Genomic DNA, 22,769 nt, shown 5'->3' on the forward strand with positions numbered 1-22,769 from the left:
GGAAAGGGCCCCGGTTGGATCGGATGGCCCTGCCTATGTGTAATGTTATACTATTACAACTGTGGATCCGAAGGGTTCACGGGGTCGTGATCTTCTCCCCGGGCGTCGGCCAGCCGGGCGCGCAGTGCCTCGGCCAGGGTTTCGGCCACCAGCCGGACCCGGGCCGAGCGGCGGATATCGGCATGCAGCACCAGAAACAGCGGTCGTTCAAAGGCGGGCTGGCGGGCAGGCACGGGAACCAGGGCGGGCTCGCCCTCGGCCAGAAAGGCGGGCAGCATGGCGATCCCCAGCCCCGCCCGGGCGGCCTGGGCCATGGTGGCCAGGTCATTGCTGCGCAGCAGCGGCGGCGCATCGGCCTCGGCCTCCAGCCAGTGTTTCTGCGGCAGGTCGGGCAGGCTGTCGTCAAAGCCGATCCAGGCGCGCGGCGCCCCGGGCGCGGCGTAAAGGCCATAGCGGATCCGGGCGATGCGACGGGCAATCAGCGCGCCGTCAGAAGGCAGGCCGATGCGCAGGGCGATGTCGGCCTCGGCGCGCAGCAGGTCGGCCTCGCGGCGGGTACCCTCCAGGTCGAGGACCAGGCCCGGATGCGCCTGCCGCAGCCCCTGCACCACCGGCATCAGCAGCGCTGCCAGCAGCACCGGCGGCGCCGAGATCCGCACCCGCCCCACCATCGGCTCCTGCGCCTGGGCGCCAAGACAAAGGCCCAGCACCTGCGCCTCGACCGCCGTGGCATGGGCCAGCATCCCGGTGCCCTCGGGCGTCAGGCGCCAGCCGGTCGCCAGCCGGTCGAACAGCCGCAGCGCCAGCGCCTCTTCCAGGGCGCCGACGCGGCGGGCGACGGTGGAATGTTCGACCCGCAGGTCACGGGCGGCCTGCGACAGGCTGCCGGCGCGCGCCAAGGCCAGGAAAAAGCGGATGTCGTCCCAATGCAGGGCGGCAGTGTCGGTCATGGGCCCCTCTCCTGGGCGGATGGCGCGACAGAAGCAGGGATTGGCGGCACAGCCAAGCCCTGCCCTCGGTTGCCTCAGGCGCTGGCGCGCGTCAGGGCATCGCTGTCCTCGTAGAAATGATACAGGCTCAGTCGGTCGCCCTCGACCCGGGTGATCAGCGCCCAGTCGCTGGCAAAGGCCTTACCGGTGGCGCGCACGGTATGGCGGAAGCGACCATAGAGCGCGGCATGGGTGTCATCGCCGAAGGCGGCCTCGATCTGGAAATCGCCCGGCTCAAGCACCTCGGCAAAGCGCAAGAAGAAGTCGCGCGCGCCCTCGGGACCGGTGAAGGTGCCCTGCAGCGGATGCTCGGCGCTGGCCTCGGGGCTGACCGAGATGAAGCGGGCCTGGGCGTTGGTCATCGCCAGCGCCGCATCAATGTGCCCCGAGAACACGGCCTGCAGGAAGGTTTGGGTCAGGGTAACGGCAGACATGCAAAGGTCTCCTGTTGGGGGTCAGAAACCGGCAAGGACAATCTTGCCGATGGTGTGGCCGCTCTCGATCCGGCGATGGGCCTGGGCCAGTGTCGCGGCCGAGATCGGAGAGAGGGTTTCGGTGCCGGTGGGCCGGATCTGCCCGCGGGCGGCCAGCCCTGCCACGCGGGTCAGGATACGCCCCTGGCGGGCGCGGTCGGGGGTGGCGAACATGGCGCGGGTGAACATGAACTCCCAAGCGAGGGTCGCGCTTTTCTGCATCAGCAGGTTCAGATCCGGTGGGCGGGCGAAGGGGACGAGGCAGCAGATCCGGCCCTCGGGGGCGATCAGCCCGGCCAGCGCGGGGAAATGCCGGTCGGAATCGTTGGCCAGCAGGATCAGCCCCGGCGGCGGCAGGCCCAGATCGGCTATCTGCCGGCCCATGTCGTCGAAATGGCTGATCACCGCATCGGCGCCCAGCGACAGGCACCAGTCGCGCGAAGCCGGCCGCGAGGCGGTGGCGATCACCGTCAGCCCCGGCACCAGCCGCGCCAGCTGGATCGCCATCGACCCCACACCCCCCGCGCCGCCGACGATCAGCAGGCTGCGGCTGTCGGGCATCGCCGGGTCCAGCCCCAGCCGGTCGAACAGGGCCTCCCAGGCGGTCAGGGCGGTCAGCGGCAGGGCAGCGGCCTGTTCGGCCGGCAGGTTGTCGGGGCAGTGCCCGGCCAGCGCCGCCTCTACCAGATGGAAGGCGCTGTTGGCGCCGGGCCGCGTCAGATCGCCCGCATAAAGCACCCGGTCGCCCGGGGCAAAGCCCTGCACTGCGGCACCGGTCGCATGCACCCTGCCCGCCACGTCCCAGCCCAGCACGGCGAACTGCCCGTCATCGGCCTTGCGCTGGCGGACCCGGATGTCGGCAGGGTTGACCGAGACCGCCTCGACCTGCACCAGCAGGTCCTGCGGCCCGGGGACGGGCATCGGCAGATCGGCCTCGACCAGCATGTCGGGGGCGTCCGACGGCAGGGCCCGAAAGGTGCCTATGGCTTTCATCGCGCGTCTCCTTCTGCGGCTCGGGGCCCGGGATAGAAGAGGTGCGCGGACCACGGCAGGGGGAAAGCATCGCCAGCCCCTGTGCATGGTTTCCCGGGCGGGCTCTCGGGCTGGTCCCGAAGCTGTGCTTGGACGTGAGGCCGCGGGCGCTTTACCTCCGCTTCCAATGGCCGGACGCGCGCCCCGAACGGCCGGGCCCCCTCGGGGCCCATGCGACAGGCACCGGGGCCAGGTTTCGCCGCAGAAAGGTTGCTGCCCGTGTTCTCTTCGTTCTTCCCCAGGCCCAGGCTTTTCTTCCTCTCCGCGCTCGGGTGGACGGCGCTTGGCATGGTGTTCTGGTACACGCTGGGGCCGGGACTGGGCCGGACCCTGGGCTTTGCGCTGTCGGATGCATCCGCGCAGGTGGTGGGCATCCAGTATTTCTGGACCCCGGATTTCCTGTGGTTCTACCTGGTCTATGCGGTCTGGGTGGCGCTGTTCGCGGGCGCCTGGTTCGTCCTGTCGCCGCACCGCTGGCAGCGCTGGTCGATCCTGGGCACCGCCTTCCTGCTGTTTGCCACCTATTTCGACGTCCAGGTCAGCGTCGCGCTGAACAACTGGCGCGGGCCCTTCTTCGACGATTTCCAGAAGGCACTGTCGGGACAGGGCGGCATCACCGCGGCACAGCTTTACGGGCTGCTGGCCACCTTCGCCGAGATCGCCATGGTGTCCGCGCTGCTCTACGTGCTGACGCGCTTCTTCGTCAGCCATTACGTGTTCCGCTGGCGCACCGCGATGAACGATTACTACATGGCGCGCTGGCCGCGGATCCGCCGGATCGAGGGCGCCTCGCAGCGGGTCCAGGAAGACACCATGCGCTTTGCCACCATCATGGAGGGGCTGGGCGTCTCGGTCGTGGATGCGCTGATGACGCTGATCGCCTTCCTGCCGGTGCTGTGGGGCCTGTCGCGCTATGTGACAGAGCTGCCGCTGGTGGGCGCGATCCCGCATCCGCTGTTCCTGGCGCTGATCTTCTGGGCGGCTTTCGGCACCGGGCTGCTGGCCATCGCCGGGATCCGTCTGCCGGGGCTGGAATTCGCCAACCAGAGGGTCGAGGCCGCCTATCGCAAGGAACTGGTCTATGGCGAGGACGACGCCGCCCGCGCCACGCCCCCCAGCATCGCGCAGCTGTTCGGCCGGGTGCGGGCGAATTACTTCCGCCTGTATTTCCACTACATGTACTTCAACATTGCCCGCGGGCTGTTCCTGCAGGCCGACAACATCTACGTCAACGTCATCCTGGTGCCGACCATCGTGGCGGGCAAGATCACCATGGGCATCTGGCAGCAGATCCTGACCGCCTTCGGGCAGGTCAGCGATTCCTTCCAGTTCCTCGTCGGATCCTGGACCACCATCGTCGAGATGCTGTCGATCTACAAACGCCTGCGCGCCTTCGAAGCGGCCTTCGACCATCCCGGTGACGGCGCGGGCATCGTGCCGCCGCTGGCCGATCCGGCCCCCGGCAACATCGGCCATCACCAGCCGCACGACATCAGCCACTAGGGGCACGGCCTGTCTGGGCGCGCCCCGGTATCCCGCCCCGGCCGGGTCCGCCTGCGGGCCGCAATGCGGCATCGCGCCTGCATCGCGGGACGCCCCTGCGACACGCCCCCCGTTGAACCTGCGCCCGTTTTGTCCGAACCTGCACTCCGGGCCAGGCAGGACGGACCGCGACGCAGAATGCTGAACAGGATATGGAAACGCCCCCCCGCGGGCAGGGATGCGGAAACGGCAGACCGGATCCTTCCCGTGGTCTGGCTGCTGGGCAAGACCGGGGCGGGCAAGTCCTCGCTGGTCTGTGCGCTGACCGGGCAGGACGCGGCACAGGTGGGCGACGGCTTTCGCCCCTGCACCGCCTTCGCCCGCCGCTACGACTTTCCCGCCGACGCGCCGCTGCTGCGGTTTCTCGATACCCGCGGCCTGGGCGAGGCGGGCTATGACCCGGCCCAGGACCTGGCCGCCTGCCAGGCCGGCAGCCACGTCCTGCTGGTGGTCTGCCGCCTTGAGGACCCCGTGCAGGGCGAAGTGGCCGAGGCCCTGTCGGACGTGCGGCACCAGTCGCCCGGGCTGCGGGTGATCCTGGTGCTGACCGGCCAGGACCTGATCCCCGACCCCGAGGCCCGCCTGCGCGCCGAGGCCACCCTGTGCGCCCGGATGGAGCGCGCGGCCGGCCACCCCCTGCCGAAGGTATGCCTGACACTGGCGCCCGGCACCCCGGACGAAGCCGGCCTGGACACCCTGCGCGATCACCTGCTGGAGGCCCTGCCCGCCGCCGGCCTGCTGCTGGAACGCGCCCGCGCGGGCGATGCCGAACAGGCCGAGTTCCAGAAGCACAAGCGCTGCGTGCTGTCCTATGCGGGGCTGGCGCTGACCAGCGATCTGGCGCCGGTGGTCGGGCTGGTGGCGGTGCCCGCGACCCAGATGAAGATGCTGCACGCCCTGGGGCTGCGCTACGGGATGCGCTGGAACCGCAAGGTCTTTGCCGCTTTCCTCAGCACGCTGGGGCTCAGCCTGGGGGCGCGCTATGCCACCACCTTCGGGCTGCGGGAACTGACCAAGCTGATCCCCGTCTACGGCCAGACCGTGGGCGCGGCCACTGCAGGCGCGATCAGCTTTGCCACCACCTATGCGCTTGGCCGCAGCGCCGCCTATTACCTTTACCGCAGCCGCAACGGCGCCCCCCCGACCGAAGCCGAGCTGCGCCAGGTCTATCAGCGCGCCTTCCGGAGGTCCTCTGATGACGCTTCTTGACCGTCTGCGCCCGGCGCTGCTGCGGTGGGACCGCGTGCTGGCGGGCACCGCGCTGGCGCTGCCCTTTGTCGTCGCCATGGTCGCGGGCTTTGCCTGGATGGCCGAACACGGGCTGATCATCGCCTTCATCCTGGCCTCGATCGCGCTTGGCGGCGGGGTCGCGGGGGCGCGGCTGGTGGCCCGCTGGTGGGCGCGCCGCCGTCCCGCGCCCGCCGCCCCCGAAACCGCCGTGCCGCCCCTTCATGCCCCCCACAACCCCGATTGGGGCCCGGCCGAAGATACAGCCTTCCGCACGGCCCAGGCCCGCATCCGCAGCCTGACCGCCGCCCCCCTGCCCTGGGACCAGCTGCAGCCCGCCGCCCAACAGGTGATCACCGACATCGCCCGCGCCATGGGCAAGGGCGAGCGCGGGATGCTGGATTTCACCATCCCCGAGGCCCTCTTGCTGCTGGATCGCGTCAGCCTGCGGCTGCGGCGCGACCTGCGCGACAAGATCCCGTTCTCGGACAGCATATCGGTGGGCACGCTGCTGTGGCTGTGGCAGCAGCGCGATCTGGCGCTGAAGGTCGCCAAGCACGGCCAGACCGCCTGGCGGGTGATCCGCGCCATCAAGGCCCTGCCCGTCGCCATCCTGCGCGAGATCGAGGGCGCGATCTCGGAGGGGCACAGTTCCTTCATGACGACCGAGGGCACCGCCATCCTGCAGGCCCTGCTGCTGGAAGAGGTCGCCGCCGCCGCGATCGACCTTTATTCCGGCCGGCTGCGCTTTTCCGAGGCCGAGCTGCTGGAGCTGGGACAGACCGACAGCGATCTGGACCGCGCGCGTCTGGCCTCGGAGGACATGCCGCTGCGCATCGCCGTGGCGGGCCAGATCAGCGCCGGCAAGTCGAGCCTGGTGAACGCCCTCCTCGGTCAGGACCTGGCCGAGGTCGATGTGATCGCCACCACCGATGCGGTGCACAGCTATGAGGTGGATTTCGACGGCGTGGCGGCGATGCTGCTGGACATGCCGGGCCTCGACGGCGGCCCGAAGCTGGCGCAGCGCCAGCTGGAGGAACTGGCGCGCGCCGACATGATCCTGTGGGTGCTACGCGCCAACCGCCCCGCCCGCGAGATCGACCGCGCCACCCTGGCGGATCTGCAGGCCCGCATCACCGCCGATCCGCGCCGCCGGATGCCGCCGGTGCTGCTGGTGGTCAGTGGCATCGACATGCTGCTGCCGGTCTGGCCCCGTCCCGAAGGCCAACTGGACGATGCCGACATGGTCCGCCTGACCGAGGTCATCGAGGCCGTGCAGCAGACCGTGGCGCCTGCGGACCTGCCCTGCAGCACCCTGCCGGTGGTGCTGACCCAGCCCGACTGGAACATCGACCGGCTGCACACCCGGATCGAAACCCTGCTGGGCGCCGCGCTTGAGGCCCAGCGCAACCGGCTGCGGCTGGCGGGCCGGACCTCGGGCGTGCGGCAGGAGGCGGCGCGGGCCGGGCGCGGGCTGCTGGGGGCCGTGCGGGCGCTGGAACAGCGCTACCTGCACCGCGACACCCCCGGCGACGACGGCTGAGCCCTCAGCGCCGCATCGGGAAGGCGCCGGTCGGGCTGGGGGGCCCGGCCGCGCGCAGGTCGCGGCGATGCGCGGTCGGGGTGCGGCCCGTCACCTCGCGGAACTTGCGGGCGAAATGCGCGGCATCGTGGAAGCCGCAGCGCCGGGCGATCTCGGCCATGGGCAGTTCGGTGCGCGTCAGCAGGCCCGCAGCGCGGCCCACCCGCAGCCGGGTCACGTAGGCGCTGACCGACAGGCCGGTGCTGCGCCGGAACACCCGCTGCAGCTGACTTTCCGTCAGATGCGCCAGCGCGCACAGCGGCGCCAGCCGGATCGGCGCGTCCAGATGGGCATGCAGATGCGTCAGCACCGCCTCCATCCGGCGGCGGTCGCGCGGCAGCGCCTGCGGATCCAGGCTGCGCGCCGACAGCACCCGCCGATCCGCCTGCGCCGCCAGCCGCTGCAACAGCGCCACCAGCGCCAGCGCGCGCGCCCGGGGCGGCAGATCGCAGAGCGCCAGCAGATCCGCCCGGATCGCCGCATCGGGCCCGAACAGCACGCCGCCCTCGGCCTCGGCCAGCAGCGGCGCCAGGCCCGAGAGTTCCGGCAACAGCCGCATCAGCGCGCCGATCCAGTCGGCGGTGAACCAGCAGACCACGGCGCGATGCTCGGCCGCGCCCTCGGCCAGGTCATGGGATTGCCAGGCATGGGGCAGGTCCGGGCCGATCAGCGCCAGGTCGCCCTCGGCATAGGGGGCGACATCGTGACCGACAAAGCGCGTGCCGCGGCTGCCCAGGGTCAGCGTCAGCTCGTATTCCGGGTGGTGGTGCCAGTTGAAGTCGAATTCCGGCAGGCGGCGGTCGTAGACCAGGCAGCTGAGGCCCTCGGGGATGGTGACGGCTTCGAACCACGGCTGCATCGGTCCCTCCGGTGAAATGCGGGGATCGTACAAGAAGACGCCGGGGTTGGGAATGGTGCCACGGCCCGCCACCGCTACAGTGACAGCGGGAGGACCAGACCATGACCGAACCCCTGAAGCCCACCTTGATACGCGGACCAAGTGACCCGGACGTCGTCGTGATCGGCAGCGGTGTCGGCGGCGGCAGCACCGCCCTGCAACTGGCGCGCGCCGGCCTGCGCGTGCTGCTTCTGGAACGCGGAGAGCGCCTGCCGGACGAACCCCAGCTGACCGACCCCGAGGCCGTCTTCGTGCAAAACCGCTACCGCACGCAGGAGGAATGGCAGGATCCGACCGGCCGCCGCTACCGGCCGGGGATGCATTACTACCTGGGCGGGCAGACCAAGTTCTTCGGCACCGCCATGTTCCGCTTTCGCGACAGCGACTTTGCCGCGCGGGCGCATGAAGAGGGCACATCTCCGGCCTGGCCGCTGGACTATGCGACGCTGGAACCCTGGTATGCCGAGGCCGAGGCGCTGTTCGGTGTCCGCGGCGCCGCCGGCACCGATCCGACCGAGCCGCCGCGCAGCGCGGGCTACGGCCATGCGCCGGTGCCCCATGCGCCGCTGATCGCGCAGATGGCAGACCGGCTGACGGCCGCCGGGCTGCACCCCTTTCCCATGCCCGCCGCCGTCGATTACGGCCCCGCAGGCCGCTGTACCCTATGCGGCACCTGCGATGCCTTTGCCTGCCGCATTGGCGCCAAGGGCGATGCCGAAACCCGCCTGCTGCGCCCCCTGCAGGACATGCCCAATGTCGAGATCCGCACCGGAGTCGAGGTCCTGCGCCTGCTGCATGATGCCGAAGGTCACCGCATCACTCAGGCCGAGGTCCGCGCCAATGGCAGCCTGCAACGCATCAGCGCGCCGCAGTTCGTGCTGAGCGCGGGCGCCGTCAACTCGGCGCTGATCCTGCTGCGTTCGGCCTCGGAACACTGGCCGCAGGGGCTGGCGAACCGTTCGGGCGTGGTGGGGCGGCACCTGATGAACCACCACCTGACCGGGCTGATGGCGGTGCTGCCCTTCACCGTCAACGACACGCCCTTCCCCAAGACGCTGGCGGTGAACGATTTCTACCACGGCATCCCGGGCGATCCGATGGCGCGCGGCAATCTGCAGATGCTGGGCAACATCCGCGGGCCGATGATCCGCGCCGCCTATCCGGGCGTGCCGCGACCGCTGGCCAACTGGCTGGGCCGCCACAGCCTCGACTGGCTGGTGATGTCCGAGGACCCGCCCGATCCCGGCAACCGCGTCCGCCTGCTGCCCGACGGCACCCCCGAGGTCACATGGACCCCACCGGACCTGGCCGCCCATGACCGCCTTGTCCGCCATGCCCGGCGGCTGCTGCGGCAGATGGGCATGGCGCTGGTGCTGCGCCACAGCTTCGGGATCCAGTCCCCCTCGCATCAATGCGGCACCGTCCGGATGGGCCACGACCCGGCGCAATCGGCGCTGGATGACCTGTGCCGCGCCCATGACCACCCCAACCTGCACGTCGTCGACGCGGGATGCTTCCCGTCCTCGGCCGCGCTCAATCCCGCGCTGACGGTGGCGGCCCTCGGGCTGCGCGCCGGCGCGCATCTGGCCCGCAGCCTGACCACGCCGCAGGCCGCCTGAGAAAGGACCCCCCATGCCCCATGATTTCCTGCAACCGCTGACCGGCTCCTTCGCCTGCCCCGCCGCCGAGAACCCCACCGTCGCGATGATCGAGGCCGCCTTCCGCCACCACGGGCTGAACTGGCGCTACATCAACTGCGAGGTGACACCCGAAAACCTGGGCGCCGCCGTCGCCGGGGCCCGTGCGATGGGCTGGCGCGGCTTCAACTGCTCGATCCCGCACAAGGTCGCGGTGATCGAGCACCTGGACGGGCTGGGCACATCGGCCAGCCTGATCGGCGCCGTCAACACCATCGTCGCCCGCGACGGCCGCCTGATCGGCGAGAACACCGACGGCAAGGGCTTTGTCCGCGCCCTGTCGCAGGTCTGCGACCCGCGCGGCCAGCAGGTGGTGCTGCTGGGTGCAGGCGGCGCCGCGCGCGCCGTCGCGGTCGAACTGGCCCTGGCGGGCGCCGCGCAGATCACCGTGGTCAACCGCTCGGCCCCCCGCGGCGAGGCCCTGGCCGAACTGCTCAACGACCGGACCGAAGCCCGCGCCCGCTACCAGCCCTGGACACCGTGCTACGCGATCCCCGAGGGCACCGGCATTCTGGTCAACGCGACCTCGGTCGGGCTTTACCCCGATGTCGAGGCGACGCCGGACATCGATCATGACAGCCTGCATGCGGGAATGGTGGTGGCCGACGGCATCCACAACCCGCCGCTGACGCGGCTGCTGAAGGCGGCACAGGCGCGCGGCTGCCGCACCGCTGACGGTCTGGGAATGCTGGTCGGTCAGGGGGTGATCGGGCTGAAATACTGGACCGGGATCGATGCCGATGCCGGGGTGATGCGACAGGCGCTGCTGGACCTCGGGCTCTGACCCGACCACACCGACACGCCCCCGCCCGGGGGGCCGCACCGGCATCGGATCCGGGGAGCGGCCCGCACCGGCACCGGACCTGCCGGCTCAGGCCGGGCCCTCTCGACCCGCAGCTGCGGCGCGCCGTCACAGGCACACCGCAGGCTGCATCCGGAGACATCGCTGGTGCCACCCCGGTGCCAGTCCGAGACGCTTTCGAAGAAGACAGCGTCGATCGGATCATCCAGGGAGATGGCGATGCCCGACCGGCCCCGAAAATCCGGCCCCCCGCAAGCCTGCCCCGTATGGCGGCCGTAGGCGCGCAGGCCCAACCATCGGTCCACGTGAAGGGTTTCCCCGAGGAATCGGGATCGGCGCCCCGGCAGACCGCGTCGGACAAGGGCATCCGGCTCGCTCCAGATCCACTGCGGTCATGGGACCGTGCCGAGACCCGCACAAATGCGGCACCCACAGCCTGTTGGCTTGGTCGGATGCGATTTAAACAAATTTTTCAATAAAAACAGCCCCCTGAAGGGGGCTCAGGCGAGAGGATTTGATTGAAATCCATTGGCTGGTACCCGCGACCGGACTCGAACCGGTATAGCCGAAGCCGAGGGATTTTAAGTCCCCTGTGTCTACCATTCCACCACGCGGGCCCGGGGGGCCGGAGTGCGACAATACCCGGCCCCGCCGCCGTGTAAAGACGATCCCGCCCGGTGCCGCGCCCTAAAACGCAAGAGGGGCGCCCGCAGGCACCCCTTTCATCTTTCCCCAAATACGGCCTCCCCCGGCTGCACCCCGGGAACCGCCGCAGTCATTCGTCGCGAATGATCTTCGCGAACTTCTCGTAAAGCGGTTCGTTGGCGCAGACGACTTCGCCATCCGCCAGCATGTCGCCCTCGGGGTTGATCGGCTCGATCATGCCGCCCGCCTCGCGCACCAGAACGATGCCGGCCGCGATGTCCCAGGGCTTCAGCCGGCGTTCCCAGAAACCGTCGTAGCGGCCCGCCGCCACATAGGCCAGATCCAGCGAGGCCGCGCCCCAGCGGCGCACGCCGGCGCAGGCCGGCATCAGCCGCGCCAGATCCTTCAGGGTTTCCGGCAGGTCCGAACGGCCACCGAAGGGCAGGCCCGTGGCATAGATCGACTCGATCATGCGGATCCGGCCCGACACCCGGATACGCTGATCGTTCATCCAGGCGCCCGCGCCCTTCTCGGCCATGAACATCTCGTCCTTGGCCGCGTCATAGACCACGCCCGCAACGACCTGGCCCTTGTGCTCCAGCGCGATCGAGATCGCCCAGTGCGGCAGGCCGTGCAGGAAGTTGGTGGTGCCGTCCAGCGGGTCGACGATCCAGCGCCGGGTCGGATCCTCGCCGCCCTCGGCACCGCCTTCCTCGGCCAGCCAGCCATAGCTCGGGCGGGCGCCGCGCAGCTCTTCCTTCAGGATGGCCTCGGCCGCGATGTCCGCCTTGCTGACGAAATCGCCGGCGCCCTTCATCGAGACCTGCAGGTTCTCGACCTCGCGGAAGTCTTTCACGAGCGACCGGCCCGCCTTGCGGGCAGCTTTCATCATGATGTTGAGATTGGCGCTGAAGGACATCGGGAAGGCTCCTGGTTTCGAAAGGCGCGTATAGACGTCAAGACCCCGCTTGCCAAGGGCCTGCGGCTCTGCAAAGGGCCTCAGCCGCCGATATCTGGCCGGGTTTGCGGGGTTTGCGGGGCCTGGACCCGGGGAGCGCCGCCGCCCCGCTGCAACTTCACCGCCTCGGTGCGGGCCAGCCGGTTGAAATGCGCCATGTAGGGCTTGCTGACATCCTCAGAGCGGCAGGCTGCGAACATCCGCCGCGTCAGCCCCTGCGCGGTGATCGGCCGGGTGATGTAATCGGAATGGTACTTGACCTCGCGCAGCACCCAGTCGGGCAGCACCGCCACCCCCCGCCCCGAAGCGACCAGCAGCAGGATGACCTCGGTCAGCTCGACGCGGCGGATGTGGTCGGGCTCGACCCCGGCGGGTTCCAGCAGCAGCTTGAAGATATCCAGCCGAGAGCGGTCCACCGGATAGGTCAGCAGTGTCTCGCCGCGGAAATCCTCGGGCTCGACATGGGACCTGCCCGCCAGCGGATGGTTGGCCGCCGCCACGAAGACCGGCGAATAGTCAAAGAGCGGCACGAAGGTGATCCCCGGCATCTCCTCGGGGTCCGAGGAAATCACCACATCGACCTGCTCGCGCTCCAGCGCCTCCATGGCGGTGAACGACAGCCCCGGGCGGATATCCACGTCGACATCGGCCCAGGTGTGGCGGAACAGCTCCAGCACCGGCAGCAGCCATTCGAAACAGGCATGGCATTCGATGGCGATGTGCAGCCGCCCGGCACTGCCGTCGCGCAGCCCGTCGAACTCGGCTTCAAGGGACTCGATCTCGGGCAGGACGCGCTCGGCCACCCGCAGCAGACGCAGCCCGGCGGCCGACAGCCGCATGGGCTTGGTCCGGCGCACGAACAGCTCCATCCCGGCCTGGTCCTCCAAACCCTTGATCTGATGCGAAAGCGCGCTTTGCGTGATGTTCAGAAGCTCGGCCGCACGCTGCAAGCCGCCGGCCTCATGGATGGCGCGGACGGTGCGAAGGTGGCGAAGCTCGATATGCATCTCAAGTCTGACTCATGATAATCGTGAATATTATGAAGTTGTCTCATGCGGGCGTCTCGGCGACAAGAGGGCAAGAGACATGGAGTTGCAGATGACGCTGCCTGAAATTTCGTTCGAATTCTTCCCGCCGAAGAACCTTGAGGCGTCTTTCCGGCTGTGGGACACCGTGCAGGTGCTGGCTCCCCTGGCGCCCCGCTTCGTGTCGGTCACCTACGGCGCCGGCGGCACCACGCGCGAACTGACCCGCGACGCGGTCGCCACCCTGCACAAGAACGCCGGGCTGAACGTCGCCGCCCACCTGACCTGCGTGAATGCCACGCGCGAAGAGACCCTGGCCGTCGCCGACAGCTTCTCCGAGGCCGGCGTGACCGAGATCGTCGCCCTGCGGGGTGATCCGCCCAAGGGCGCGGGCAAGTTCACCCCCTGCGAGGGCGGCTTTGCCAATTCGGTCGAGCTGATCGAGGCCCTGGCCGCCACCGGCAAATTCACCCTGCGCGTCGGCGCCTATCCGGAGCGTCACCCCGACGCCCCCGATGCCGATGCCGATGTCACCTGGCTGAAACGCAAGTTCCAGGCCGGCGCCTCCGAGGGGCTGACCCAGTTCTTCTTCGAGGCCGACACCTTCCTGCGCTTCCGCGACCGCTGCGTGGCGGCGGGCATCGACCAGCCGATCGTGCCGGGCATCCTGCCGATCGAGAACTGGAAGGGTATGCGCCGGTTCGCGCTGAACTGCGGCGCCAACGTCCCCGCCTGGATGGACGAAGCCTTCGAAAAGGCCGCCCGCGACGGCCGCGAAGACCTTTTGGCCACCTCGCTGTGCACCGAAATGTGCGACCGCCTGATCCAGGAAGGCGTCGACAAGCTGCATTTCTACACGCTCAACAAGCCCGAGCTGACCCGCGACGTCTGCCATGCCCTGGGCGTGACCCCGAAAAGCAAGCTGGAAAACGTCGCCTGATTTCCAGGCCCGCGACCCTGCCCCCCCGGCGCGCCCGTTTCCTACGGCGCGCCGGTGCATATTTATGGAAAGATGAAACAACACGTCAGCGCCCGGGGCGCGCCGTTTTGCCATCCCGAGGGCGCGCCCGCCGAACCGGCGCACCGTCACCTGCCCGTCACCGTTCCCTGTCATCTGGCCATAAATACTCCCGCCGGAGGCATCCCCGCGCCTTCCACCGGACCACCGCAGGGGTGTCTCAGGCCGGCAGGTGGTGGCGCGGATAGGTCCCCCGCGCCAGGGCGCTGTCATGCAGCCGCTCCGAGGGATCCGCGCCCACCAGCCGCGGCCGGCGCAGCAGGAACAGCTTGGAGATGCCACGCCATTGCCCAACCGAAGGCGCCTCGACATCGCCGGGGAAGCGCGCGCGCCAGCCTTCGGGCAGCGGCAGGCCACGGAATTCCGCCTGGCCCAGCATCCAGACCAGCGGCAGATTCGACAGCCCCCGCCCCGCGTTGAAGCCACCCAGCTGGCCGCCGACATCGCTGTGGGTGCCGGCGAACCAGACCTGCTCCAGCCGGCCGTGCCAGTCGGGATCGCTGTCCCACAGCACCGGCGCATAGACCGAACGGGTTTCCTCCAGCGCCAGGGCGTGGAAGCCCGAGCGCACGCAGGACGACAGCTGGTGATTGTGGAAGGCATGTTGCGCCTCGGCATAGCGCCAGATGAGCGGCAGCCGCAGCCCGAGGCTCTTGACCGTATCGAAGGCGCCGATCATCTCGATCTCGACGGTCTCGTGGCAATGCGCCTTGCGGAAGGCCGTGCGGGTGTCGGTGCCGTTCGGTTCCTGATACAGCCGGTAGGCCTGGCGGATATTGCGTTCCGTCGCCTGGTCCGCGCGCACCAGCCCCACCCGGTCGATCACACCCGCAAGCGAGCGCACCGCATAGGCGCCCCGCGAATAGCCCAGCAGGAAGATCCGGTCCCCCGGCCGGTAGCGCGATGCAAGATAGCCATAGGCGCGCCGGATCTGCCGGTTGATGCCCCGGCCCATCAGCACGTCCAGCGTGTTCGACCAGCTGGTCCACTGGATGCCCGCCTCGTAGAAGACCGACAGTGCCACCCCGGCCTTTTCCGCCAGCAGCTTGTAGATCAGGCCGATGTTCGTCTCCTCGCCCTCGGCCAGAGAAGACATCGTGCCGTCCAACAGGATCACGTGGATGACCGGGCCGCGGCGACGGGCCACCGTGGTCCGCCTGTTGCGGGCCAGCCAGCGCGGCCGGACCAGCCGCAGCAGCAGATCAAGCGGGCCGTGCGCAGGCATCTTGCAGCAGCGCCCAGACGCGGGCCGGCGTGAAGGGCATGTCGGCCCGTTCCACCCCGCGCGCAGCCAGCGCATCCATCACCGCATTCGCCGCGGCCGCCATCGATCCCACTGTCCCCGCCTCTCCGCAGCCTTTCATCCCCATCGGGTTGTTGGTCGAGGGCACAGGCACCACCGAGAAGCCGATCATCGGCACATCCCCCGCCCGTGGCATCGCGTAATCCATGAAGCTGGCCGTCAGCAGCTGGCCCTCGTCATCGAAGCTGACGTTTTCCATCAGCGCCTGGCCGATGCCCTGCACCACCCCGCCATGGACCTGCCCCTCGGCCAGCATCGGGTTGATCATGTTGCCGAAGTCATCGACCACCGTGTAACGCTCCAGCCGCACGGCGCCGGTGTCGGGATCGACCTCGACCTCGGCCAGATGGGCGCCGTTCGGATAGGAGCGCCCGGGCAGGCGGGCAGTGCGTTCGTGCACCAAAAGATCGTCACGCCCGGCTTCGCGCGCCATCGCGGCCACGTCCAGCATGTCGGGCGCGGCATTCGAGCCCTCGATGCGGAAACTTTCGTCGTCGAAGCTGACGGCCGACCGCGGCACAGCCATGCGTTCGGCCAGGAAGGTCGAGAAGGCCTCGACCATGCTGCCCACCACCGCAAGCGTCGCGTTGTTCTGCGTCGTCACCGAACGAGAGCCACCGGTGCCGCCGCCGGTCGCGATCAGGTCGCTGTCGCCCTGGATGACGCGGATGCGCTCCATCGGGATGCCGCACTGGTCGGACAGGAAACGGGCATAGACGGTTTCGTGCCCCTGTCCGTTCGACTGCGTGCCGACGTAGATATTGACGTGACCTTCTGGCATGAACTCCACCTTCGCCGTCTCGGAAGGATCGCCCAGAATGCTTTCGATATAATAACAAAGACCCAGCCCGCGCAGTTTTCCCTGCCCCTCGGAGGCGGCGCGGCGGGCGGCAAAGCCCGCCCGGTCGGCGGCCTGTTCCACCGCATCCAGCAGGCGGGCGAAATCGCCCACGTCGTAGGTTTCGCCGGTGACGGTGGCATAGGGGAAGGCCTCGGGGGGGATGAAGTTGCGGCGGCGTAGTTCGAATTCGTCGATGCCCAGTTCGCGCGCGGCATAGCTCATGCAGCGTTCCAGCAGGTAATTCGCCTCGGGGCGGCCAGCGCCGCGATAGGCATCGGTGGGGGTGGTGTTGGTATAGAACCCCTCGACCTCGAGCAGCGCGGCCTGGATATCATAGACGCCGGTCAGCACCCGGGCGAACAGGTGGCTTTGAATGTATTGCCCGAAGTTCGAGTTGTAAGCCCCCAGGTTGAAACGGGTTTTCACATGATAGGCGGTGATCCGGCAGGCCGCGTCGAAACCAAGCGCGACCTCGTGCACCAGATCGCGGGCGCCATTGTCCGACAGCATAGATTCCGTCCGGTCGGCGATCCAGCGCACCGGGCGGCCAAGCGCACGCGCGGCAAAGCACGACAGCGCATATTCGGGATAAAGCTTGGCCTTCATGCCGAAGCCGCCGCCGACATCGGGATGGGTGACGCGCACCGCCTCGGGCGGCAGGCCGAAGATCGCGGCCAATTCCGCCTTGGGCCCCCAGACACCCTGCCCGTTCATCGACAGGTGCAGCCGGCCCGCGTCCCATTCGGCATAGCAGCCGCGCGGCTCCATCGAGACGACCATGACGCGGTTGTCGGCCACCGAGGCGCGCAGCACATGGGCCGATCCCGCCAGCGCCGCCGCGACCGCCGCCGCATCCCCCACCGCATAGTCGAGCGCCCGGTTCCCCGGTACGCCGTCGTGCAGATCGGCCACCGGATCGCCAAGGGTCATCTGGACCGGACGGTCGCGGGTTTCGAAGGTGATGACCTCGGCGGCGTCGCGCGCGGCATCGAGGGTCTCGGCCACGATCATCGCGATGGGTTCGCCGACAAAGCGCACCCGGCCCTCGGCCAGAAGCGGATAGCGGACATCGGCGCCCCGGCTGCCGTCGCGGTTGGGCGCCAGGCTGGCAGAAAGGCCCCGGGTGATGCCGCCTGCCCGCAGGTCTTCGGCGGCGATGACCAGATGCACGCCGGGCATGGCGCGGGCCTCGGTCAGATCCAGCGACAGCAGATCCGCATGGGCCACGCTTGAGCGCAGGAAGACCGCATGAAGCGCCTCTTTCGGGGCGATGTCGTCCACGTAACCGCCGGTGCCGGTGACAAAGCGCAGATCCTCGGTGCGCTTGACCGGCTGGCTTCGACCGAATTTCTCCATCTGCGCCTCCCCCATCCCTCTTTTTCCGAGAGTAGCCTCTGTGGGCCACCTGTCCAGAGAAAGCCGGGGGATTCCGCAAGGTTGTGCCAGATCAAGTGGCGCAACCGGAAACGGAAACGGCCCGCCACGGGGGGCGGGCCGTCTGCAGATGTCAGGCGCCGAGGGCTCAGCCCAGTTCGGCCATGCGCGCCAGCGCCGCCTTCAGCTTGGATTCCTCGTCCTGGCGGGCGGCCAGGTTGGCCTGGGTTTCCTCGACCACCTCGGCGGGGGCACTTTCGGCGAACTTGGGGTTCTTCAGACGCCCGGCCAGACCACCGATTTCCTTCGCCAGCTTTTGCAGCGACTTTTCAAGACGCGCCTTTTCCTCGGCCACGTCGATGATGTCGGCCAGCGGCAGGCCAAAGGTCGCGCCCTCGGCCGGCACCGTGATCGTGCCCTTGGGGAAGTGGTCGACCGGGGTCAGCGCCTCGATGCGCGCCAGACGCTGGATCAGCGCCTCGTTCGCGGACCAGGCGGCCTGGGCCTCGGGGCCGAAGCCGGTGACGACCAGCGGCACATAGGCGCCGGCGGGCACATGCATCTGCGCACGGGCCGAGCGGATGTCCTCGATCAGGGAAATCACCCAGTTCATCTCGCGGTCGGCGGCGGGGTCGATCAGCTCGGCGCCATAGGTCGGCCAGTCGGCATGGACCAGCATCTTGGGACGCGCCGCGGTGGTCGCCCACAGCTCTTCGGTGATGAAGGGCATGATCGGGTGCAGCAGGATCAGGCACTGGTCGATCACCCAGCCCATCACCGCCTGGGTTTCCGCGCGTTCCGGCGCACCTTCCGCCAGCAGCGGTTTCGCCAGTTCCACGTACCAGTCGCAGACCTTGCCCCAGACGAAGGCATAAAGGCCAAGGGCGGCCTCGTTGAACTTGAACTCGGTCAGGGCTGCATCGACGGTTTCGCGGATGCGGGCGGTTTCACCGATGATCCACTTGTTCACCGTCGCGGTGGCCACGGGCACCTCGGTCACGGGCGCACCGCTGTCGAAGACGCCGTTCATCTCGGCAAAGCGGGTGGCGTTCCACAGCTTGGTGCCGAAGTTGCGATAGCCCTTGATGCGTTCTTCCGACAGCTTCAGCACGCCGCCGATCGCCGCCATCGAGGCATTGGTCATGCGCAGCGCATCGGCGCCGTATTCCTCGACGATGACCAGCGGGTCGATGACGTTGCCGGTGGTCTTGGACATCTTCTTGCCCTTCTCGTCGCGGACCAGCTGGTGCAGGTAGACGGTGTGGAAGGGCTCTTGCTCGACCACGGCCAGCTGCATCATCATCATCCGGGCGACCCAGAAGAACAGGATGTCCTCGCCGGTGATCAGCACGTCGGTGGGGAAATACCGGGCCAGCTCGGGGGTTTCCTGCGGCCAGCCCAGCGTGCCGATCGGCCACAGACCGGACGAGAACCAGGTGTCCAGCACATCGGCATCACGCCAGACCGGATAGACCAGCACGGTCGGATCCTGCGTCGCAGTGAACTGCGCCAGGCTTTCCGCCAGCATGTGCTGGGCCGCCTTCTTGTCCGCCACTTCCACGATGCGGGCATGCGACAGCGGCGAGGGCAGATCGGCATTGGCATCGCGGAAGGTGTCGATCACACCCTCGAACGAGGCACCGCAGGCCTCGACATCGCCCATGTGGACCATGTGGTCATCGACAAAGAGGGTCAGCATGTCCACCAGGTCCAGCTCGCCTTCGCCGCCCTGTTTCAGCGTGCCCATGTCGACACCGTACCAGACGGGGATCTGGTGGCCCCACCACAGCTGGCGCGAGATGCACCAGGGCTCGATGTTCTCAAGCCAGTGGTAATAGATCTTCTCGCCGCTCTCGGGCATGATCTTGGTGCGGCCTTCGCGCACCGCATCCAGCGCCGGGCCCACGATCTGCTGGCTGTCGACGAACCACTGGTCGGTCAGCATCGGCTCGATCACCACCTTCGAGCGGTCGCCGAAGGGCTGCATGATCGGCTTGGCCTCGACCAGCGGCACGATCACCTCGCCCTCTTCGCCTTCCGGGCGCTTGCCGCCCAGACGGGGATCCGAGGCCTTGGTCATCACCGCCAGACCGGCGGCCGTGATGTCCTCGACCACGGCCTTGCGGGCGGTGGCACCATCCATGCCGCGGTATTTCTCGGGCACCAGGTTCAGGCTGTCGATTTCCATCTCGGTGGCCTGGGCGCCGGCCGCGATCTCTCGCGCGCGGGCGACGCAGGCCTCATAGGGCAGACCATCGGCACGCATGTGGCCGCGGGTGTCCATCAGGCGGTACATCGGCAGGCCGCAACGCTTGGCGACCTGGTAGTCGTTGAAATCATGCGCGCCGGTGATCTTCACCGCGCCCGAGCCAAAGGTCGGATCGGGATATTCATCCGACACGATCGGGATCAGACGGTCACAGAGCGGCAGATGCACCATCTTGCCGACGATGGGCGCATAGCGTTCGTCCTCGGGGCTGACCGCCACGGCGCCATCGCCCAGCATGGTCTCGGGGCGGGTCGTCGCGATCGAGATATAGTCGCGCTCCTCGCTGAAGGTGACGGTCCCGTCCTCGTCCTTCTCGACATAGGTATAGGTCTCGCCGCCCGCCAGCTTGTACTTGAAATGCCACATGAAACCGGCGACCTCGGTGTTCTCGACCTCAAGGTCGGAAATCGCGGTCTCGAAATGCGGGTCCCAGTTGACCAGCCGCTTGCCGCGGTAGATCAGGCCCTTCTGGTACATCTCCACGAAGACCTTGATGACGGCATCGTGGAAGTTCGGCGAATTCTCGTGCCCGGTGCGCGGATCGCCCGGCGCGCCCGCCATGGTAAAGGCATTGCGCGACCAGTCGCAGGACGACCCAAGGCGCTTCAGCTGCGACACGATGGTGCCGCCGTACTGGCCCTTCCATTCCCAGACCTTCTCCAGGAACTTCTCGCGGCCCAGCTCGCGGCGGCCCAGGTTGCCCTGCGCCGCCAGCATCTTCTCGACCTGCAGCTGGGTGGCGATGCCCGCATGGTCCTGGCCCGGCTGCCACAGGGTGTCATGGCCCTGCATCCGGTGCCAGCGCACCAGGATGTCCTGCAGCGTGTTGTTGAACGCATGGCCCACGTGCAGCGCGCCGGTCACGTTCGGCGGCGGGATCATCACACAGAAGCTCTCGGCGCCTTCCTTCGCATTGGCACCGGCCCTGAAGGCGCCGGAGCTCTCCCAGGCCTCGTAGATCCGGGCCTCGGCATCGGCGGCGTTGAAGGTCTTTTCCATGGCCATGGTCATCATCCTCGGATTGCGCCCCGGGGGCGCCGGTCATCGCTTAGCCCGAGGGGATAGCGCACCGTCGCAGGAAGGGAAAGGCCCCGGGGGCCCCGCCGCCGCTAGGTTTCCGGCCCCGTCCCCCCGGCATCGGGATCGGCCTTGCCCACCCCCAGGAAGACAAAGCGCAGCGGCAGCGCCCAAAGCACCCCCAGACCGACATAGACACCCAGTTCCACCAGCTTCGGCGGCCGCTGCAGCAGGTTCATCACCGTGACGCAGGCGACGATGTAGACCGGCAGCCCCACCACCAGCACCACCAGCGACCAGCGCCGCCGCGCCCTGTAACTCAATGCCATGATCCCCTCCCCGGAAATGAAAATGGGGCGAAGCACCCTTCACCCCATTTTCTTGTCTCAAATATCTCGGGGGGAGTCAGCCCCCGGCTGACGGGGGGCAGAGCCCCCCTGCCCGGGTCCCCGCCCGCGCCTCAGTCGGCGAAGGGATCGGTGACCAGGATGGTATCGTCGCGCTCGGGGCTCGTGGACAGCAGTGCCACCGGGCACTCGATCAGTTCCTCGACGCGGCGCACGTACTTGATGGCCGCCGCCGGCAGATCCGCCCAGCTGCGCGCACCTTCGGTCGACTCGCTCCAGCCGTCCATCTCTTCGTAGATGGGCGTGCAGCGCGCCTGCTCGTCCGAGGCGATCGGCAGAAAGTCCAGACGCTTGCCATCCAGCTCGTAGCCGACGCAGATCTTCAGCGTCTCGAAGCCGTCCAGCACATCCAGCTTGGTCAGCGCGATGCCGTTGACGCCCGAAACCGCACAGGTCTGACGCACCAGCGCCGCATCGAACCAGCCGCAACGCCGCTTGCGCCCCGTCACCACGCCGAACTCGTGACCGCGCGACCCCAGACGCTCGCCATCGTCATCCAGCAGCTCGGTCGGGAACGGGCCTTCGCCCACGCGGGTCGTGTAGGCCTTGACGATGCCCAGCACGAAGTCGATCGACCCCGGCCCGATGCCCACGCCCGTTGCCGCCTGGCCCGCGATCACGTTCGACGAGGTAACGAAGGGATAGGTGCCGAAATCGATATCCAGCAGCGAGCCCTGCGCGCCCTCGAACAGGATCCGCTTGCCGGCCTTGCGCTTGTCGATCAGCACTTTCCACACGGGGGCGGCATATTGCAGGATCTCGGGCGCGATGTCGCGCAGCTTCGCCAGCAGCGCATCGCGGTCGACGGGCTCCATGCCCAGGCCCTTGCGCAGGGCATTGTGGTGCAGCAGTGCACGGTCGACGCGGGCTTCCAGCGTCGCGTCATCCGCCAAGTCCGCCACGCGGATCGCCCGACGGCCGACCTTGTCCTCGTAGCAGGGGCCGATGCCGCGACCGGTGGTGCCGATCTTGGTGCCCTTGCTGGCCGCATCCTCGCGCGCGCGGTCCAGCTCGCCGTGCAGCGGCAGGATCAGCGGCGTGTTTTCGGCGATCATCAGCGTCTCGGGGCTGATCTCGACGCCCTGTTCGCGGATCTTGGCGATCTCGCCGACCAGATGCCAGGGATCCAGCACCACGCCATTGCCGATGACCGACAGCTTGCCGCCGCGCACCACGCCCGAGGGCAGCGCATTCAGCTTGTAGACCTTGCCGTCGATGACAAGGGTGTGACCGGCATTATGCCCGCCCTGGAAACGTGCGATGACATCGGCCCGTTCGGACAGCCAGTCAACGATCTTGCCTTTCCCTTCGTCACCCCACTGGGCTCCGACAACGACGACATTGGCCATGTCCGGTCCTTTCTGACTTGGCTTGAACGACTCCGGTCCCCCGGGACCCGGGCCGGTATAGCGAAGCCCGCCGCCCGGCGAAACCGCAATCTGCGGGCCTTCCTCAACGAAGCCCTGCGGCCCGCAAACCGCCCCCATCCCCTTCATCTTTCCACAAATATGCCCGCCGGAGGCCCGCCGCACCCGGGGCCACCCCGCCCTGCCCCGGCCCTTCCGGCCATTCGGGCTTGCAGCGCGGGCCGCTCTGGCTTAGACAGCCGCAAATCTGCGCGCGCCCTGCGGTGCGCCTCTGCCCGCAATCCGAGAGAGGCCGACCTCCCG

At 68.5% G+C, this 22,769-nt stretch carries 17 protein-coding genes and 1 tRNA gene; 6 read left to right on the plus strand and 12 right to left on the minus strand.

The features are described 5' to 3' along the window. Positions 1–53: 53 nt before the first annotated feature. The 3 genes from AC2ITM_RS11270 to AC2ITM_RS11280 all read right to left on the minus strand — a co-directional run bounded on the left by AC2ITM_RS11270 (position 54) and on the right by AC2ITM_RS11280 (position 2,455). Positions 54–950 (minus strand): LysR family transcriptional regulator, encoded by an 897-nt coding sequence (locus AC2ITM_RS11270; protein WP_486466744.1) that lies wholly within the window; start codon positions 948–950, stop codon positions 54–56. Positions 951–1,024: 74 nt separating this feature from the next. After that, the gene (locus AC2ITM_RS11275; protein WP_486466745.1) at positions 1,025–1,423 is read right to left on the minus strand and encodes a nuclear transport factor 2 family protein; all 399 of its coding nucleotides are present in this window, start codon (positions 1,421–1,423) and stop codon (positions 1,025–1,027) included. 21 nt (positions 1,424–1,444) lie between these two features. Next, entirely contained in the window at positions 1,445–2,455 is a 1,011-nt protein-coding gene (locus AC2ITM_RS11280) for a zinc-binding alcohol dehydrogenase family protein (RefSeq protein ID WP_486466746.1), read from the minus strand. A 210-nt stretch (positions 2,456–2,665) separates the two neighbouring features. Between AC2ITM_RS11280 and sbmA the strand changes: the two genes are divergently transcribed. From sbmA to AC2ITM_RS11295, 3 genes are all read left to right on the plus strand, one after another. Continuing rightward, positions 2,666–3,997 carry a peptide antibiotic transporter SbmA gene (sbmA, locus tag AC2ITM_RS11285; protein ID WP_486466747.1) on the plus strand — a complete coding sequence of 444 codons (1,332 nt, stop codon included), beginning with the start codon at positions 2,666–2,668 and terminating at the stop codon, positions 3,995–3,997. 246 nt (positions 3,998–4,243) lie between these two features. Beyond that, positions 4,244–5,245: a YcjF family protein gene (locus AC2ITM_RS11290; RefSeq protein ID WP_486466748.1), complete on the plus strand. Its 1,002-nt coding sequence runs from the start codon at positions 4,244–4,246 to the stop codon at positions 5,243–5,245. Next, positions 5,232–6,806 (plus strand): GTPase family protein, encoded by a 1,575-nt coding sequence (locus AC2ITM_RS11295; protein WP_486466749.1) that lies wholly within the window; start codon positions 5,232–5,234, stop codon positions 6,804–6,806. The genes AC2ITM_RS11290 and AC2ITM_RS11295 overlap by 14 nt, the downstream gene beginning before the upstream one ends. Positions 6,807–6,810: 4 nt before the next feature. On the opposite strand, the gene AC2ITM_RS11300 is transcribed toward AC2ITM_RS11295, so the two are convergent. Further along, a complete protein-coding gene (locus AC2ITM_RS11300) occupies positions 6,811–7,704 on the minus strand; it encodes a helix-turn-helix domain-containing protein (protein ID WP_486466750.1) in 894 nt (297 codons plus the stop codon). A 101-nt stretch (positions 7,705–7,805) separates the two neighbouring features. Between AC2ITM_RS11300 and AC2ITM_RS11305 the strand changes: the two genes are divergently transcribed. Together AC2ITM_RS11305 and aroE are read left to right on the plus strand one after the other, a co-directional pair. Beyond that, positions 7,806–9,362 carry a GMC family oxidoreductase gene (locus AC2ITM_RS11305; protein WP_486466751.1) on the plus strand — a complete coding sequence of 519 codons (1,557 nt, stop codon included), beginning with the start codon at positions 7,806–7,808 and terminating at the stop codon, positions 9,360–9,362. A gap of 13 nt (positions 9,363–9,375) precedes the next feature. Then, positions 9,376–10,224 (plus strand): shikimate dehydrogenase, encoded by an 849-nt coding sequence (gene aroE, locus AC2ITM_RS11310; protein ID WP_486466752.1) that lies wholly within the window; start codon positions 9,376–9,378, stop codon positions 10,222–10,224. A gap of 551 nt (positions 10,225–10,775) precedes the next feature. Here the strand turns inward: aroE and AC2ITM_RS11315 are convergent. From AC2ITM_RS11315 to AC2ITM_RS11325, 3 genes are all read right to left on the minus strand, one after another. Next, positions 10,776–10,859 (minus strand) — tRNA-Leu (locus AC2ITM_RS11315). Positions 10,860–11,017: 158 nt separating this feature from the next. After that, entirely contained in the window at positions 11,018–11,806 is a 789-nt protein-coding gene (locus AC2ITM_RS11320) for an inositol monophosphatase family protein (protein ID WP_486466753.1), read from the minus strand. A gap of 80 nt (positions 11,807–11,886) precedes the next feature. Continuing rightward, positions 11,887–12,852, minus strand: a complete 966-nt coding sequence (locus tag AC2ITM_RS11325) for a LysR family transcriptional regulator (RefSeq protein WP_486466754.1) — start codon at positions 12,850–12,852, stop codon at positions 11,887–11,889. Between the two features lie 91 nt (positions 12,853–12,943). Between AC2ITM_RS11325 and metF the strand changes: the two genes are divergently transcribed. After that, on the plus strand, positions 12,944–13,810 hold the full coding sequence (metF, locus tag AC2ITM_RS11330) for a methylenetetrahydrofolate reductase [NAD(P)H] (protein WP_486466755.1): 867 nt from the start codon (positions 12,944–12,946) through the stop codon (positions 13,808–13,810). A 238-nt stretch (positions 13,811–14,048) separates the two neighbouring features. Here metF and AC2ITM_RS11335 read toward each other — a convergent pair whose 3' ends face one another. The 5 genes from AC2ITM_RS11335 to AC2ITM_RS11355 all read right to left on the minus strand — a co-directional run bounded on the left by AC2ITM_RS11335 (position 14,049) and on the right by AC2ITM_RS11355 (position 22,448). Then, entirely contained in the window at positions 14,049–15,113 is a 1,065-nt protein-coding gene (locus AC2ITM_RS11335) for a DUF2235 domain-containing protein (protein WP_486466756.1), read from the minus strand. Continuing rightward, entirely contained in the window at positions 15,091–17,388 is a 2,298-nt protein-coding gene (locus AC2ITM_RS11340) for a xanthine dehydrogenase family protein molybdopterin-binding subunit (protein ID WP_486466757.1), read from the minus strand. Before AC2ITM_RS11340 ends, AC2ITM_RS11335 begins: the two co-directional genes overlap by 23 nt. 166 nt (positions 17,389–17,554) lie before the next feature. Then, positions 17,555–20,680, minus strand: coding sequence for a valine--tRNA ligase (locus AC2ITM_RS11345; protein WP_486466758.1), 3,126 nt, complete (start codon positions 20,678–20,680; stop codon positions 17,555–17,557). A gap of 104 nt (positions 20,681–20,784) precedes the next feature. Continuing rightward, a complete protein-coding gene (locus AC2ITM_RS11350; RefSeq protein ID WP_486466759.1) occupies positions 20,785–21,021 on the minus strand; it encodes a DUF2842 domain-containing protein in 237 nt (78 codons plus the stop codon). Positions 21,022–21,152: 131 nt separating this feature from the next. Then, positions 21,153–22,448: an adenylosuccinate synthase gene (locus AC2ITM_RS11355; protein ID WP_486466760.1), complete on the minus strand. Its 1,296-nt coding sequence runs from the start codon at positions 22,446–22,448 to the stop codon at positions 21,153–21,155. Positions 22,449–22,769 lie beyond the last annotated feature (321 nt).

It is taken from the genome of Pseudooceanicola sp. NS-SX9, from assembly GCF_057380705.1.